Below are 14934 nucleotides of genomic sequence, written 5' to 3'. Positions count from 1 at the left end.
ACGTCCTCTCACGTTTTGGGAGGTGGACGAGACCTCCCGGGGAGGCGCGCGCACGCAATATCTGCGGAGCGGCGCCGGGGAAAGGCGGGAGAGACTGATGTCGCGATCACGGGTTGCGTGGGTGGCTTTGCCCGCCGCGCTGGCCATGACGCTCAGCGCGTGCGGCGGCGGTGGCGGTTCCACGAACGCTGCCGATGGCAAGGACAACCCGGACGGCACGGTGTCCATCTACGGCACCGAGCCCAAGAGCACGCTGTTCCCGGCCAACACGACCGAGGCCGGCGGTGGCAAGGTCACCGACTCGCTGTTCTCGCGGCTGGTCGGCTACAAGGCCGAAGACGGCGCGCCGTACAACCTGATGGCGGAAGACATCAAGTCGGCTGACGCCAAGGTCTACAACATCAAGATCAAGCAGGGCTGGAAGTTCCACGACGGCACCGAGGTCAAGGCGAAGAACTTCGTCGACGCCTGGAACTGGGCCGCGTACGCGCCGAACGCGCAGCAGGCCGCGTCGTTCTTCTCCGTGATCCAGGGCTTCTCGGACGTTCACCCGGCTGACGAGAACGCCAAGCCGACGGCCGAGAAGATGTCCGGCCTCGAGCTGGTCGGTGACTACGAGTTCAAGGTCACCCTCAACGGCCCGACCTCGGTCTTCACGACGATGATCGGCTACACGCCGTTCTCGCCGATGGCCGACTCGTTCTTCGCGGACCCGAAGGCCGCCGAGGCCAAGCCCATCGGCAACGGCCCGGTCAAGTTCGTCTCCCGCACGCCGAACGCGCTGATCAAGATGGAGCGCTTCGACGACTACAAGGGCGAAGACAAGATCCACTTCAAGACCCTTGACTACAAGATCTACTCCTCCCAGGAGACCGCGTACCAGGACCTGGTCGCGGGCAAGCTGGACTTCATGGAGGCCCTGCCCCCGTCGGCCAAGGTCGGCGAGAAGTACAAGGCCGACCTCGGTGACGCGGTCGTGACCGCCAACCTGCTGGGCCAGAGCGCGATCGCGTTCCCCCAGTACATCCCGGCGTTCAAGAACCTGAAGCTGCGCCAGGCCGTCTCGATGGCCATCAACCGGGAGCAGATCACGAAGACCGTGCTGGCCGGCTCGTACGTGCCGTCCACCAGCTTCGTGTCGCCCGGCATCAAGGGCTACCGCGCGGACACCTGCGGCGAGTACTGCAAGTTCAACCCGGAGAAGGCCAAGCAGCTGTTCGCCGAGTCGGGCTTCACCGGCAAGCTGACCATCCAGTCCAACCAGGACGGTGGCCGCAAGGAGCCTCTCGAGGCGGCTTGCAACAGCATCAAGCAGACCCTGGGCGTTGAGTGCGAGTTCGTCGGTGCCACCAACTTCGGTGCGTTCCGCCAGATCGTCGACGGCAAGCAGCTGACCGGCATGAGCCGTTCGGACTGGTCGGCCGACTACCCGTCGATCGAGAACTTCCTCAACCCGCTCTACCGCACCGGCGGTTCGTCGAACGACTCGAACTTCGACAACGCCGAGGTCAACGCGCTCCTGAAGAAGGCCGACGAGACGGCCAACGAGGACGAGGCGATCAAGATCTACCAGCAGGCCGAGGACATCATCGCCAAGGAACTGCCCTCCATGCCCACCTGGAACGAGAAGGGCATCGGCGGTCGCTCCAAGAACCTGCTCGACGCCAAGATGTCGTTCAAGCGGCAGGGTGTTCTGGAGACGTTCCGCGTCAAGGCCTGATTGCCTAACACCTGAGTTCTGAAGCAACACACCGTCCGGCCCCGCGTCCCTCAAGCGTTACGGGCGCGGGGCCGGACCGGTGTTTCAGGACTTCGGGCGCCCCCCCACCACGCAAGGAGCCGACCTCATGGGTCGCTATGTGCTGCGCCGTCTGCTGCAGCTGATACCGGTCTTCCTGGGGACCACTTTTCTGATCTACGCCCTGGTCTGGGCGATCCCGCAGGACCCCTTCGCGGGCAAGTGCGGCCAGCGGCCGTGCGATCCGGCCTACATCGCCGAGATGAGCCAAAAGCTCAACCTCAACGACCCGCTCGTCGTCCAGTACTTCAAGTACCTGGGCAACCTGGTCGTCGGCGACTTCGGCACCACCTTCAACGGCGTGTCCGTCGGTGAGCAGATCGCCACCTCGTGGCCGATCACCCTCAAGATGGGCATCATCGCCCTCATCATCGAAGCCGTCATCGGCATCATCGCCGGCGTCCTCACCGGTCTGCGCAAGTCGGGCTTCCTGGACAACCTCGTCCTGGTCTCGACGCTGTTCCTGATCTCGCTCCCGGTCTTCGTCACCGGTTTCGTGCTGCGGCTCTACCTCGGCCCGCAGGGCTTCGACATCATGGACACCTCGGTCAGCTCCGATCCGACGTTCGGGGAGCTGATCCTGCCCGGCTTCGTGCTCGGCAGTCTCTCGATGGCCTACGTGGCCCGGTTGACCCGCACCAGCATCGTCGAGAACCGCCGCGCCGACTACGTGCGCACGGCCATCGCCAAGGGCCAGCCGCAGTCCCGCGTCGTCGGCATCCACCTGCTGCGCAACTCGCTGATCCCGGTGATCACGTTCCTCGGCACCGACCTCGGCAGCCTCATGGGCGGCGCGATCGTCACCGAGGGCGTCTTCAACATCAACGGCATCGGCGGCCTGATCTTCCGCGGCATCCAGGAGAAGGAAGGCGTCATGGTCACCGGCATCGTGACGTTGCTGGTGCTCGTGTACCTGCTGATGAGCCTTCTCGTCGACCTCCTGTACGCCGTTCTCGACCCGAGGATTCGCTATGAGTGACCCAGGATCCGTGTCCGGCGGAACCGGACTCGAGGCCTCCGCGGCGGCCGGTGTCGACCAGCTCAGCCACGTCGACGACTCGTCGCAGAAACAGAAGAAGCCTCGTTCGCTCTGGAGCGACGCCTGGGGCGAGCTGCGCCGCAAGCCCACGTTCGTCATCTCGCTGGTGATCATCGCGGTCATCGTGCTGATGGCGATCTGGCCGACGCTGTTCACCTCCGTCGACCCGCGCCACGCGGACCTCGACAAGTCGCTGCAGGCGCCGTCCGGTGACGCGTGGTTCGGCTACGACCTGCAGGGCTACGACGTCTACGCCCGCGCGATGCACGGCGCCCGCGCGTCGCTGCTCGTCGGGTTGTTCGCGACGATCCTGACCGTCCTCATCGGATCGATCATCGGCATCTTCGCGGGCTACGCCAAGACGTGGATCGACTCGCTGCTGTCGCGCTTCGGCGACATCTTCGCGGGCATCCCGTTCGTGCTCGGTGCCATCGTCATCCTGACGACGCTGAACGCGCCGACCGAGAACCCCGGCGCGTTCCAGATCATCACGCAGGTGGTGCTCTCGATCGCCGTGCTGTCGTGGCCGGTGGCCATGCGCATCATGCGGTCGGCGACGCTCGTGGCGAAGCAGCAGGACTACGTCAAGGCCGCCCGCGGTCTCGGCGCCTCCCCGCTGCGGATCGTGCTCCGGCACCTGCTGCCGAACACCGTGGCGCCCGTGCTGGTGTACGCGACGATCGCGCTGGGTGCCTTCATCGGCGCCGAGGCGACGCTCGCGTTCCTCGGCATCGGCCTGCGTCCGCCGGTCGTGTCGTGGGGCGTGATGATCTCCGAGTCGCGCGACTACTTCCAGGCGGCACCGCACATGCTGCTGTTCCCCGCGGGCTTCGTCACGATCACCGTGCTGGCCTTCGTCATGCTCGGCGACGCCGTGCGCGACGCCCTCGACCCCAAGTCCCGATAGGGGAATCCTGTGACTCAGCCATTGCTGGAGGTCGAGGATCTCCACGTGGAATTCCGCACCCGCGACGGTGTCGCGAAGGTGCTCAACGGCGTTTCGTACCACGTCTCCGCGGGCGAAACCCTTGCCGTGCTGGGTGAATCCGGCTCCGGCAAGTCCGTGACCGCGCAGACGATCATGGGCATCCTGGACACGCCACCGGGGTTCATCACCAACGGCACCATCAAGTTCCGCGGTGAGGACCTGCTGAAGAAGTCCGCGGACGAGCGGCGGCAGGTTCGTGGCGAGGGCATCGCCATGATCTTCCAGGACGCCCTCTCGGCGCTGAACCCGGTGTTCACCATCGGGTTCCAGATCGAGGAGCAGCTCAAGGTCCGCCGCGGGATGTCCAAAGCGGACGCTCGCAAGCGCGCCGTCGAACTGCTCGACCAGGTCAAGATCCCGAACGCCAAGGGACGGGTCACCGACTACCCGCACCAGTTCTCCGGCGGCATGCGGCAGCGCGCGATGATCGCGATGTCGCTGGCTCTCGACCCGGAGCTGCTGATCGCGGACGAGCCCACGACCGCGCTGGACGTCACCGTGCAGGCCCAGATCATGGACCTGCTGGCGGAGATCCAGAAGGAACGCGACATGGGCATGATCCTGATCACCCACGACCTCGGCGTCGTCGCCGACGTCGCGGACCGGATCTCGGTCATGTACGCGGGCCGCATCGTCGAGCACGCCGACGTCTACGAGCTGTTCCGCGCGCCGGGACACCCGTACACCGAGTCGCTGCTCGAGTCCCTGCCCCGCGTCGACCTGCGCGGCCAGGAACTCAAGACGATCAAGGGTCTGCCGCCGTCGCTGACCAACATCCCGGCCGGCTGCCCGTTCAACCCGCGCTGCCCGCGCGTGTTCGACCGCTGCTCGACCGAGGTGCCGACCGTGCACAACCTCGGCATGGGCCGCACCAGCCGGTGCCACATCGCGGAGGAGGTGGTCGCTCGTGTCTGAGCCGATCCTCGAGGTCGAGAACCTCGTCAAGCACTTCCCGGTCCGCGTCGGCGTGCTGTTCAAGCGCACCGTGGGCCACGTCAAGGCCGTCGACGGCGTCTCGTTCTCGCTGAACAAGGGCGAGACCCTGGGCGTCGTGGGCGAGTCCGGCTGCGGCAAGTCCACGCTGGCCCAGGTGCTGATGCGCCTGGAACCGCCGACGTCGGGCGTGGCCCGCTTCGAGGGCCGCGACATCTTCGGCATGAAGGGTTCGGAGCTGCGCAAGCTGCGGCGCGACATCCAGATCGTGCTGCAGGACCCGTACACGTCGCTGAACCCGCGCATGACGGTCGGCGACATCGTCGGGGAGCCCTACGAGATCCACACCGAGGTCGCGCCCAAGGGTTCGCGCCAGCAGAAGGTCCAGGAACTGCTGGAGACCGTGGGTCTCAACCCGGAGCACATCAACCGGTACCCGCACCAGTTCTCTGGCGGTCAGCGCCAGCGCATCGGCATCGCCCGCGCGCTGGCGTTGAAGCCCAAGGTGATCGTGTGCGACGAGCCGGTGTCCGCTCTGGACGTGTCGATCCAGGCGCAGGTCATGAACCTGCTGGGCGACCTGCAGTCGGAGATGGGCCTCTCGTACGTCTTCATCGCGCACGACCTGTCGGTGGTCCGCCACCTGTCGGACCGCGTCGCGGTGATGTACCTCGGCAAGATCGTGGAGATCGGCACCGAGGAGCAGATCTACGAGCGCCCGATGCACCCGTACACGCAGGCGCTGCTGTCCGCGGTGCCGGTGCCGGACCCGACCCAGCGCGGACGTCGTGACGTCATCCGCCTGACGGGTGACGTGCCGTCGCCGATCGACCCGCCTTCGGGTTGCCGGTTCCGGACGCGGTGCTGGAAGGCGCAGGACATCTGCGCGACCGAGGTGCCCGAGCTCGTGGTGCGCAACGACGATCACCCCGCCGCGTGCCACTTCGCGGAGGAGCGCGCGGTCGTCTGACCGAGTGGTCTCGGGGAGGGGTCGTGCCTTCGGGCGCGGCCCCTCTTTCGTTTCCGGCTGCGGGTTCGTGCACCGGTGCTAACTTGATCCTCATGACCAAGCCCGAAGACGGCCGGAAGAGCCCCTTCGAGCAGGCGGAGGAACTGCTCGGGGCGGTTCCCGAACCTCCTGCCGAGTACGAGGTGCCGTCCGACGAGGACGACTGGAACGCTCGTCCCGCGCGTCCCTGGAAGCCGCCGCACGAGTTCCACGACGCGGAGGACCGCCTGCCGCCGCCCATCTCCGGGAGCACCGAGTAGTGGTGCCGCAGACGATCGGGGCGCTGGCCTCGTTCCTCGCCCTGGTCGCGCCCGGCATCGTCTTCGAGCTCCTGCGCGAGCAACGGCGGGCGGGCGCCAAGGAGACCGTCTTCCGCGAGGCCTCGCGGGTCGCGTTGAGCAGCCTCGTCTTCACCGTGCTCGCCTCCGCGCTCCTGCTCGGTGTGCACGCTCTCACCGCGAAGTGGTTTGGCTGGAAGCTCTTCGTCGACCTGAACGCGTTGGTGGCCAAGCCCGACTACGTGAAGCAGAACCTGGCGCTGGTCGGCTGGAGCGCGGTCGCGGAGCTCGCGCTGGCGTGTCTGCTGGCGCTGGCGTTCGACTTCGTGCTGGCCCGCCGGCGCAAGCAGGCGCGGACGCTCGGCAAGCAGTCGGCGTGGGTCAAGGTGTTCCGCGAGGACCGGCCCGCCGACGCGTTGTGCTGGGTGCACGTGATGCTGGAGGACGGCAACTCGTTCTTCGGGTTCCTGCGCTCCTACGACGCCACCGGCGACCCGGACACCCGCGAGATCGTGCTGGAGGGCACCAGACTGACCTACGTCGGCGAGCCCGTCACGGGTGGCGACGAGAAGAAGACCACGGTCATCGGCCGCGACTGGGAACGCGTGGTGATCGCCGGGTCCCGCATCAGGTTCCTGCGCGTGCAGTACCTCGACGCGGAGACCGGGCAGCGGGTCGACTCGGCGAGGCGGCCGGTCAGCGCCGCCGAAGCACCTCGAACGCCCGTTCCGCCGGTGGCCGCCGCAGAAACTCCTTGATGGCCCGCGCGCACTCCTGCGGGCCGTTCGTGCTGGTGTCGACCTCGAAGTCGTAGAGGCCGTGCTGGTGGACGCTCTGGAGCTGCATCGCAGCCGCTCCGGGCACTCGGTCACCCCGCGCCCGTTCGCGCCGCTCCAACTCGTCCGGAGGGCAGTGCACGCCGATCAGGACCACGTCCAGGCCCTGGAAGACGTCGAGGCAGTCCTGCAGGCGCCACGGCTCGCTCAGCACGTGGTCCATCACGACGTCGTTGCCCGCCGAGGCCATGCCCGCGACCGCGTGGTGGAAGCCGGCCCTGGTGCGGCGCAGGAGGTCCTGCTGCGCGGGGCCGTCGAGTTCCAGCGTGCGTTCGACCGCGCGCATGGCACCGAACGCGTCGACGGCCAGGTGGAAGAACGGGGTGTCCAGCTCCTCGAGCAACGCCGCGGCGATGCTCGACTTGCCGGAGCTGGACGTCCCGTTCAGGAAGAGGATCACGCGCGGGCCAGGTCGGTGATCGACACGCCGGGGCCGACCTCGTGCGTGCCGGTCTCCACGAAGCCGCGCTTGCGGTAGAGGGCCAGCGCGGGTTCGTTCTTCGTGCCCGTGCTGACGATCTGCGGTCCGTCCGGCAGCGCGTCGAGGAGCTGCGACGCGATGCCGCGGCGGTGCGCCCTCGGGTGCACGACCAGGCGGCAGATGTCCACTGTGGACCCTTCGAGGCGGTACGACACCGCGCCGACGAGCCCCTCGTCGTCGTGCAGACCGAGGAAGGTCTCGTCGGTGGCGCGGAGTTCGTCCAGCGACTCGTGCAGCGGCGGGATGCCGTCGAAGCCGATGAGCTCGGCCTCGACGGCGTACGCCAGTCGTTGCACCGTCCAGAGTTCGCGCAGGACGGTGTCGTCGGTCAGGTCGAGGATCACGTGTTGGAGGAGTTCCGGACGAACGCCGCGAGGTCCTCGGACTGCTGGATCCGGCTGGGCTCGTGGACGTACATCATGTGGCCCGCCGGGTAGTAGGCCGACTCGATGTTCGCCGTGAGCTCCTTCGGGATCTGGAGGTGCGCGATGAGGTGCTCGGCCGCGAAGTACGGCGTTGCCCCGTCGTACCAGCCGAACGCGACGTGGACCTTGAGGTGCGGGTTGGCCCGCATCGCCGCGGAGAGCTTGCCCGCCGTCGTGACGTGCCGGCCCTCGAACTCCTTGTACGACCACTTCTCGATCGCCTCCGAGGCGAACGTGGTGTACGGCAGGTCGTTGGAGTAGCCCAGTTCGGCGTTCAGGTAGTGGTTGATCGTGGCCGTGTACGGGCCGAGGATCGCGTCGATGGACGGGTCCGCGGAGATCTCCTCGCGGCCGTAGTCCTTGTCCCACCCGGTGAAGCGGCCGTCGATGCGGCCGACGGTCTTGCGGTCGCGCCGCAGCAGTTCGGTGAAGAACCGGATGTGCTCGACGCGCAGGTCGACCGCGTCCACGTACTCCTCGGTCAGACCGGTGAGCCGGGCGATCTTCTCGATCGCGGCGGCGCGCTCGACGTCGGTCAGCCGGTTGCCGCGCGCGAGCACGTACGGGTACTCGCGAACCGCGAACTCCTCGGCCTCCGCGAGCACCTCCTTGAGCGGCCGGTCGCCGTGCAGGCCGTGGTAGTTCGCGATGGCCGCGTACGTCGGCAGGAAGAGCGTGTAGCCGAGGTCGTGGCCCTCGTTGAACTCCAGCGTCGCGAAGTCCAGCACCGACGAGACCAGCATGAGGCCGTTGAGGTACATGCCGTGCTTGCGCTGCAACTGCTCGGCCAGACCGGCCGCCCGCAGCGTGCCGTACGACTCGCCGCAGAGGAACTTCGGCGACATCCACCGGCCGTTGCGCGCGGTCCACATGCGGATGAGCTCGGCGAGGGAGTCGACGTCGGGCTGGTAGCCGTGGAAGCTGCCGGGCTTCTCGCCCTCGGCGGCCCGGGAGAAGCCGGTCGACACCGGGTCGATGAACACGAGGTCGCTCTCGGCGAGCAGCGTCTCCTCGTTGTCCGCGAGCCCGTACGGCGGGGCGGTCAGCTCACCGACGTCACCGCTCAGCACGCGGCGCGGCCCGAGAACACCCATGTGCAGCCAGAGGCTGGCCGAGCCGGGCCCACCGTTGAACGCGAACGTGACGGGCCGCTTGAGCGGGTCGGCGCCGTCGAGCGTGTAGGCGGTCAGGAACATCTCGGCCTTGGGCTTGTGGCCCTCGAACACGCCGTCCTTGAACACCTCCTGCCTGAGCACGACCCGCCCGGTGGTGGCGGTGTAGCTCAGCTCCTGTCCCCTCACCGTGATGCTGTGCTGGGTGGTCACCAGATCATCGGTGGGAGACTTGGGCTTCTCTTCGGTCTTCTCCTCGGACATGGAAGCCACACTACGGAACTCGACCAGCGGATAACGGGCACGGCGTGACAGGGGTGAAGGGCTGATGGTGCGATGACCGAGGCGTTCTGGGCAGAAGGCACCTACGGCGTGCTGCCCCCGCTCACCGACGAGGCCGTCCGCGCCGCCGAGGCACTGCTGGGCGTGCGGCTGCCTTCCGCACTGCTCGACCTGCTGCGCGTGCAGAACGGCGGCACCGTGGTCGATGAGCGGTCCGCGTTCCCGACGACCGAACGGACCTCGTGGGCGCCGGACCACGTCCCGTTCGACAGTCTGATGGGCATCGGGACCGCCGAGCGCGGGCTGTCGTTGCTCGACACGCCCTACCTGGTCGAGGAGTGGGGGCTGCCGTCCCCCGTCGTGCTGCTGACCGGCGACGGGCACACGTGGATCGCCCTGGACTACCGGGCGGGCGGGGAGCCGTCGGTGGTCTGGCTCGACGCCGACGACGAGTCCGAGGTGGCGCTGGCTCCGGACCTCGTGACGTTCCTCGACGGCCTGGTGCCGGCGGAACGCTTCGAGTAGCCGACCAAAGGATCATCCGAAGTGTCCCGTCGCGTGTCACGCTGACCCGCATGAAGTGGTGGCGGGCAGGGGTGGCGGTGGCGGCGTTGCTGATCGTCGTCGTCGCGGCCGGCGGCACGTCCCCGATCACGCTGGTCGACCGCCTCGACGACCGCCCGCCGCCGCAGGACAGCCCCGGCCAGGTGGACGTGCCGCTGCCGACCGAGCTGCCGGGCCTGATCGCCGCGCCCCTCACCGTCTACCTGCTGCTGCTCCTGGGACTGGTGCTGTTCGGGCTGGTCGGGATCATCCTCGCGCTGCGACTGCCCGAGTGGCGGCGGCGCAGGGGCGAGCGCGGGATCGAGATCGAAGGCCACGAGGTGGGCGAACAGGCGGTGGTCCGGCGCGTCGAGAAGGCGTTGCGGGAGTTCACCGCGCACCCCGGGCGGCCGCCGCGCGACGCCGTGATCGCCGCCTGGCTCGCCCTCGAAGCCGCCGAAGAACGGTTGCCGCACCAGACGCCGACCGAGTTCACCGAACGGCTCGGGGTGGACGCCGCGGTCCTGAAGGACCTGTACCAGCGGGCGCGGTTCGGGCACGAGGACGTGACGGCCGCGCAGGCCGAGCAGGCACGTGAGGAACTCGGCCGCATCGTTCGGGAGCTCGCGTGAAGACCGCGGTGGCGTTGATGGTTGGGGTCGTCATCGGCGTCGTGATCTGGTGGCTCGGCGTGCCCGTGCAGTGGGCCGTGGTGCTGGCCGTGCCGCCGACGGCGTTCGGGGTGCTGGTGAGCCGCCTCCCGCGCGCCACCGACGTGCTGTGGACCGCGGACCCGCCGCCGCCCGCGTCGATCAGCACCGCGCACGCCAGCACGTTGGCGAGCCGGTTGGCGGAGGCGGCGGAAGATCCCCGGCGGTACGAGGACCGGTTTCGCGGACGGCTTTCGAGGCTCGGGATCGACGCGGGCGAAATGCCCGATCCGAAGACACTCGCGGAGAAGCTCAGGAGGGTCGAGTGACGATTGCGGTGGAGGCCGAGGAGGTCCTCGACGAGATCGGCAAGGTCGTCGTCGGGCGCACCCGGACGGTGCGGCTCGCGCTCGCGGCCGTGCTGGCGGGCGGGCACGTGCTGCTGGAGGACGTGCCGGGGCTCGGCAAGACGTTGATCGCGCGGTCGCTGGCGCAGGCGTTGTCGTTGGACTTCCGGCGTCTGCAGTGCACGCCGGACCTGCTGCCCGCGGACGTCACCGGGTCGTTCCTCTACGACCCGGGCAGCCGCGAGTTCGAGTTCCGGCCCGGGCCCGTGTTCGCCGGGCTGCTGCTCGCCGACGAGATCAACCGGACGCCGCCGAAGACGCAGTCCGCGTTGCTGGAGGCCATGCAGGAGCGGCAGGTGACGGTCGAGGGGCGCACGTTCCCGCTGCCCCGGCCGTTCCACGTGCTGGCGACCTCGAACCCCGTGGAGTACGAGGGCACCTACCCGTTGCCCGAGGCGCAGCTCGACCGGTTCCTGGTGCGGCTCGACATCGGCTACCCGCCCGCCGAGGAGGAGATCGAGGTCCTGCGACGACGGCTCGTGCGGCAACGCGAGGAGGCCGAGGTGCCGCCGGTGCTGGCTCCCGGCCGGCTCGCCGAGCTCCAGGCGCTGCTCGAACAGACCACAGTGGACGACGATCTCCTGCGGTACTGCGTTGATCTGGCGGTGGCGACGCGCGGGCACCAGTCCGTCGAGGTCGGTGCGTCGCCGCGCGGGGCGCAGGGGCTCGTGCTCGTCGCGCGTGCGCTGGCCACTTTGGACGGACGCGCGTACGTGACGCCGGAGGACGTCAAGGAGTGCGCGGTCGCCGTGCTGGCGCACCGGTTGGTGATGAAGCCCGAGACGTGGACGTCCGGCGTGAACGGCGTGCAGGTGGTGACCGATCTGCTCGGCAAGGTGCCGGGCCCGCCCAGCTCATGAGCAGAGCGGACAAGATCAGGGAGGCGTTCTCCCAGTCGCACGGCGCGCACTGGCACCCGACCGACGCGTACTCGCGCGCGGTGTGGCTCGGGGTCGGGCTCGTCGTGGCCGGGATGTTCCTGCACCAGCCCGAACTCGTGCTGTTCGGCGTGCCGCTGGTCCTGTCCGTGCTGTTGACGTCGAAACCGCGGGGCAAGCCCGTCGTGAGCGTGCGGCCGGTGCCGCGCGGGGCGGGGGCCGGGGTCGTGCACACCGTCGCGCACGTCGACGGCGCGGACGCGGAGATCGCGGTCGTGAAGCTGCCCGGTGGGGCCAGGGCGATCCCGGCGCACTCGCCCGACCTGGCGGTGGAGATCCGCCGCGACGCCTGGGGTCCGGGCGTCGACCTGCGGCTGGACCACCTGTTCGCCGGGCCGGACGGCCTGCACGTCTACGGCCCGATCGTGGGCGTCGAGCACGTCCGCACGATCCTGCCGCCGGTCGAGCACCACCCGTCCGGGCCGTTGCCGCCGCGTCCGGCCGGGCTGGTCGGCATCCACCGGTCGCCACGGGCCGGGGACTCGACGGAACTGCGCGACATCAGGGCGTTCCAGCCGGGGGACAGGCTCAAGCGCATCGACTGGCGCGTGACGACCCGCACCGGCGTCGTGCACGTCCGGGAACGGCACGCCGAGGCGGACGCGGAGATCGTGCTGGCCCTGGACACGCGCGCGGACGTCGGCGCGGAAGTGGCCGAGTGGTCGTCGCCCCGGTACGGCGCCACGACGCGGCCCGGCGGCAGTCTCGACCGGGCGGTGCGGCGGGCGGCGTCGATGGCCGCGGGCTACCTGCGGCAGGGCGACCGGGTGGCGTTGATGGACCTGTCCCGGCCGCAGCTCAACGTGCGGTCCGGGGTGGGGCGGCGGCACCTGATGCGCATCCGCACGCAGCTCGTCGTGTGCGTGCAGGCGGCCGGGTGGGCGTCGCACGTGGCGTTGCGCCGGCTTCCGCACGGATGCGTGGTCGTGCTGCTGTCGCCGTTCCTCGACGACGAGATCGCAGAGCTGGCCGTGTCGGCGCGACGGCACGGGCACGTGGTGCTGGCGATCAACACGTTGCCGGAGGAGTTGGTGCCGGATCCCGAGTCCGAGTGGGGTGAGGTGGCGGCCGAGTTGATCGCCGCGGAGCACCGGGTGCGGCTGCGGAGGATGGCCGAGCACGGGGTGGCGGTGACGCGGTCGTGCTGATGCGGTTGTTGATCGTGCTCGCGGCCGTGCCGGTGGCGGTGGTGCTGCACCTGGAGGCGACGTCGCTCGTGCCGTTGGTGATCGTCGTGGGGCTGACGGTGCTGACCGTGCTGATGCCGGGGAGCGCCGGTCCGGCGTTGCTGATCGGGTACGCGGCGCTGGCGATGGCGTTCGCGGACGGGCACCCGTTGCGGCTCGGCGTGCTGATCATGATTCCGTCGTTGCACCTGATTCACGTGACTTCCGCGCTCGCGGCGGTCGTTCCGGTGAAAACGAAAATCGAGCTCGCTGCGCTGAAAGCACCAGCGCGCCGGTTCGCCATTGTCCAAGTGATCACATTTGTCGTGGCGGCGTTCGCGGCCGTGGTCCCATCGGGTGCCGGGATCGGGCTCGTGGAGGTGCTCGGACTGGGTGCTTTGACGGTCGTCATCGGGGTCGTCGCGCTGAGGATCTGAATCGAGACTCTCAGGCACAACGCCTCGAGTTGGGGTCGAGTCCCAGGTCAGGCGCGATCGTGTCCGGCATCACCCGGCGACGGTAGTCACAACGGCCCCTTCGGACGCGCGAAAAATGGGGTCGTGGTGCGACCATGTGTGTATGGCTGCTGTGAAGTCGAACCCCACGCGAATCGTCATTGTCGGCGGTGGGTACGTCGGGATGTACACGGCTCTCGGACTGCAGAAGAAACTGCGCTCCGGCGAGGCGTCCGTCACTGTCATCGACCCGCAGCCGCACATGACCTACCAGCCCTTCCTGCCCGAAGCGGCGGCCGGCTCCATCGAGCCGCGCCACGTCGTCGCTCCACTGCGCAAGGTGCTCAAGCGCTGCCACGTCGTCACGGGCCGCGTCACCAAGATCGAGCACGCGCGCAAGATCGTGACCGCCGAGCTGTCGGACGGCCACGTCGAGGAGATCGAGTACGACGTGCTCGTCTCCGCGCTGGGTGCGATCTCCCGCACGCTTCCGATCCCCGGCCTGGCCGAGGTCGGCATCGGCATGAAGACGATCGGCGAGGCGATCTACGTCCGCAACCACGTGCTGTCGCGCCTGGACCAGGCCGCGAGCACGAACAACGCGGACCTGCGCAAGAAGCTGCTCAGCTTCGTCGTCATCGGTGGTGGCTTCGCGGGCATCGAGACGCTCGCCGAGCTCGAGGACATGACGCGGTATGCGCTCAAGTACTACGAGGGCATCAAGCCCGAAGAGATGAACTGGGTCCTCGTCGAGGCCGCCGGGCGGATCATGCCCGAGGTCTCCGCGAAGCTCGGCGCGTGGACGGTCGAGGCGCTCGAGAAGCGCGGCATGAAGATCTACCTCGACACCCGCGTGAAGTCGTTGGAGGGCGGCCACGTCGTTCTCGACGACGGCACCGAGTTCGACTCCGACACGATCATCTGGACCGCCGGCATGAAGGCGAACCCGGTGCTGCGCAACACGGACCTCCCGCTCGACGAGCGCGGCCGCGTCCGGTGCACCGCCGCCATGCAGGTCCAGGGCCTCGACGGCGTGTGGGCCGCCGGTGACTGCTCCGCGGTGCCGGACCTCTCGCGCATCGAGGAGGACCCGACGGCGACGTGCGTGCCGAACGCGCAGCACGCCATCCGTCAGTCGAAGCTGCTGTCGAAGAACATCGTCGCGTCGTTGCGCGGCCAGAAGCCGAAGGACTACTTCCACAAGTACCTCGGCTCGGTCGCGGGCCTCGGCCTCTACAAGGGCGTCGCGGACGTGTTCGGCCTGCGCTTCAAGGGCGTGCCCGCGTGGTTCATGCACCGCAGCTACCACGTGGCGTTCATGCCGACCGTGAACCGCAAGCTGCGCGTGCTGATGGACTGGACGCAGGCGCTGTTCTACGGCCGCGAGATCGTGGCTCTGGGACAGATCAACGACCCGAAGTCGGACTTCGACCGCGCGGTCCAGTCCTGACGTCGGGCGTGACGTCCTTCCTGACGCACGGTTAGACCATCACTCCTTGTGAGTGACCGAGTGCCCCGAACGGGATCCCGTTCGGGGCACTTCGTTGGTCTGGAGGCGGAACTTGAGCCCCCAATCGGAGTAAGCTCCAGGGGC

Annotated in this window: 17 protein-coding genes; 14 read left to right on the top strand and 3 right to left on the bottom strand. The window is 68.6% G+C overall.

All coding sequences use genetic code 11. The features are described from left to right. Positions 1–97: 97 nt before the first annotated feature. The 7 genes from JNUCC0626_RS29115 (at position 98) to JNUCC0626_RS29085 (ending at position 6803) form a co-directional block, all read left to right on the top strand. Entirely contained in the window at positions 98–1720 is a 1623-nt protein-coding gene (locus JNUCC0626_RS29115; RefSeq protein ID WP_394613931.1) for a peptide ABC transporter substrate-binding protein, read from the top strand. A gap of 127 nt (positions 1721–1847) precedes the next feature. Continuing rightward, on the top strand, positions 1848–2777 hold the full coding sequence (locus JNUCC0626_RS29110) for an ABC transporter permease (RefSeq protein WP_285643623.1): 930 nt from the start codon (positions 1848–1850) through the stop codon (positions 2775–2777). Continuing rightward, on the top strand, positions 2770–3744 hold the full coding sequence (locus tag JNUCC0626_RS29105; protein ID WP_394613930.1) for an ABC transporter permease: 975 nt from the start codon (positions 2770–2772) through the stop codon (positions 3742–3744). The genes JNUCC0626_RS29110 and JNUCC0626_RS29105 overlap by 8 nt, the downstream gene beginning before the upstream one ends. Positions 3745–3789: 45 nt before the next feature. Continuing rightward, entirely contained in the window at positions 3790–4740 is a 951-nt protein-coding gene (locus JNUCC0626_RS29100; protein ID WP_430623482.1) for an ABC transporter ATP-binding protein, read from the top strand. Beyond that, positions 4733–5728 carry an ABC transporter ATP-binding protein gene (locus JNUCC0626_RS29095; protein WP_394613928.1) on the top strand — a complete coding sequence of 332 codons (996 nt, stop codon included), beginning with the start codon at positions 4733–4735 and terminating at the stop codon, positions 5726–5728. The genes JNUCC0626_RS29100 and JNUCC0626_RS29095 overlap by 8 nt, the downstream gene beginning before the upstream one ends. Positions 5729–5820: 92 nt before the next feature. Beyond that, the gene (locus tag JNUCC0626_RS29090; protein ID WP_394613927.1) at positions 5821–6027 is read left to right on the top strand and encodes a hypothetical protein; all 207 of its coding nucleotides are present in this window, start codon (positions 5821–5823) and stop codon (positions 6025–6027) included. A 2-nt stretch (positions 6028–6029) separates the two neighbouring features. Continuing rightward, positions 6030–6803 (top strand): DUF6338 family protein, encoded by a 774-nt coding sequence (locus JNUCC0626_RS29085; RefSeq protein ID WP_394613926.1) that lies wholly within the window; start codon positions 6030–6032, stop codon positions 6801–6803. Here the strand turns inward: JNUCC0626_RS29085 and JNUCC0626_RS29080 are convergent. Genes JNUCC0626_RS29080 through JNUCC0626_RS29070 form a run of 3 tightly spaced genes read right to left on the bottom strand, consistent with a single transcriptional unit; the run spans position 6742 to position 9163 of the window. Next, the gene (locus tag JNUCC0626_RS29080) at positions 6742–7281 is read right to left on the bottom strand and encodes a chloramphenicol phosphotransferase CPT family protein (protein ID WP_394613925.1); all 540 of its coding nucleotides are present in this window, start codon (positions 7279–7281) and stop codon (positions 6742–6744) included. The genes JNUCC0626_RS29085 and JNUCC0626_RS29080 overlap by 62 nt on opposite strands. Further along, positions 7278–7706, bottom strand: coding sequence for a GNAT family N-acetyltransferase (locus JNUCC0626_RS29075; protein ID WP_394613924.1), 429 nt, complete (start codon positions 7704–7706; stop codon positions 7278–7280). The genes JNUCC0626_RS29080 and JNUCC0626_RS29075 overlap by 4 nt, the downstream gene beginning before the upstream one ends. Continuing rightward, positions 7703–9163: a S10 family peptidase gene (locus JNUCC0626_RS29070; RefSeq protein WP_394613923.1), complete on the bottom strand. Its 1461-nt coding sequence runs from the start codon at positions 9161–9163 to the stop codon at positions 7703–7705. The genes JNUCC0626_RS29075 and JNUCC0626_RS29070 overlap by 4 nt, the downstream gene beginning before the upstream one ends. A gap of 72 nt (positions 9164–9235) precedes the next feature. Here JNUCC0626_RS29070 and JNUCC0626_RS29065 point away from each other — a divergent pair, with 72 nt between their 5' ends. From JNUCC0626_RS29065 to JNUCC0626_RS29035, 7 genes are all read left to right on the top strand, one after another. After that, a complete protein-coding gene (locus JNUCC0626_RS29065) occupies positions 9236–9706 on the top strand; it encodes an SMI1/KNR4 family protein (protein ID WP_394613922.1) in 471 nt (156 codons plus the stop codon). A gap of 50 nt (positions 9707–9756) precedes the next feature. Further along, on the top strand, positions 9757–10356 hold the full coding sequence (locus JNUCC0626_RS29060) for a DUF4129 domain-containing protein (RefSeq protein WP_394613921.1): 600 nt from the start codon (positions 9757–9759) through the stop codon (positions 10354–10356). Further along, the gene (locus tag JNUCC0626_RS29055; protein ID WP_394613920.1) at positions 10353–10703 is read left to right on the top strand and encodes a hypothetical protein; all 351 of its coding nucleotides are present in this window, start codon (positions 10353–10355) and stop codon (positions 10701–10703) included. Before JNUCC0626_RS29060 ends, JNUCC0626_RS29055 begins: the two co-directional genes overlap by 4 nt. After that, on the top strand, positions 10700–11641 hold the full coding sequence (locus tag JNUCC0626_RS29050; protein ID WP_394613919.1) for an AAA family ATPase: 942 nt from the start codon (positions 10700–10702) through the stop codon (positions 11639–11641). The genes JNUCC0626_RS29055 and JNUCC0626_RS29050 overlap by 4 nt, the downstream gene beginning before the upstream one ends. After that, positions 11638–12867, top strand: a complete 1230-nt coding sequence (locus JNUCC0626_RS29045; protein ID WP_394613918.1) for a DUF58 domain-containing protein — start codon at positions 11638–11640, stop codon at positions 12865–12867. The genes JNUCC0626_RS29050 and JNUCC0626_RS29045 overlap by 4 nt, the downstream gene beginning before the upstream one ends. Further along, on the top strand, positions 12867–13322 hold the full coding sequence (locus JNUCC0626_RS29040) for a hypothetical protein (protein ID WP_394613917.1): 456 nt from the start codon (positions 12867–12869) through the stop codon (positions 13320–13322). Before JNUCC0626_RS29045 ends, JNUCC0626_RS29040 begins: the two co-directional genes overlap by 1 nt. Positions 13323–13464: 142 nt before the next feature. Continuing rightward, positions 13465–14790 (top strand): NAD(P)/FAD-dependent oxidoreductase, encoded by a 1326-nt coding sequence (locus JNUCC0626_RS29035; protein ID WP_394613916.1) that lies wholly within the window; start codon positions 13465–13467, stop codon positions 14788–14790. The last annotated feature ends 144 nt before the right edge of the window (positions 14791–14934 follow it).

This window comes from Lentzea sp. JNUCC 0626, from assembly GCF_043632865.1.
Classification (GTDB): Bacteria; Actinomycetota; Actinomycetes; order Mycobacteriales; family Pseudonocardiaceae; genus Lentzea.
Note: the sequence above shows the minus strand (reverse complement) of the source record. Positions and strands in the feature narration are given on the sequence as shown.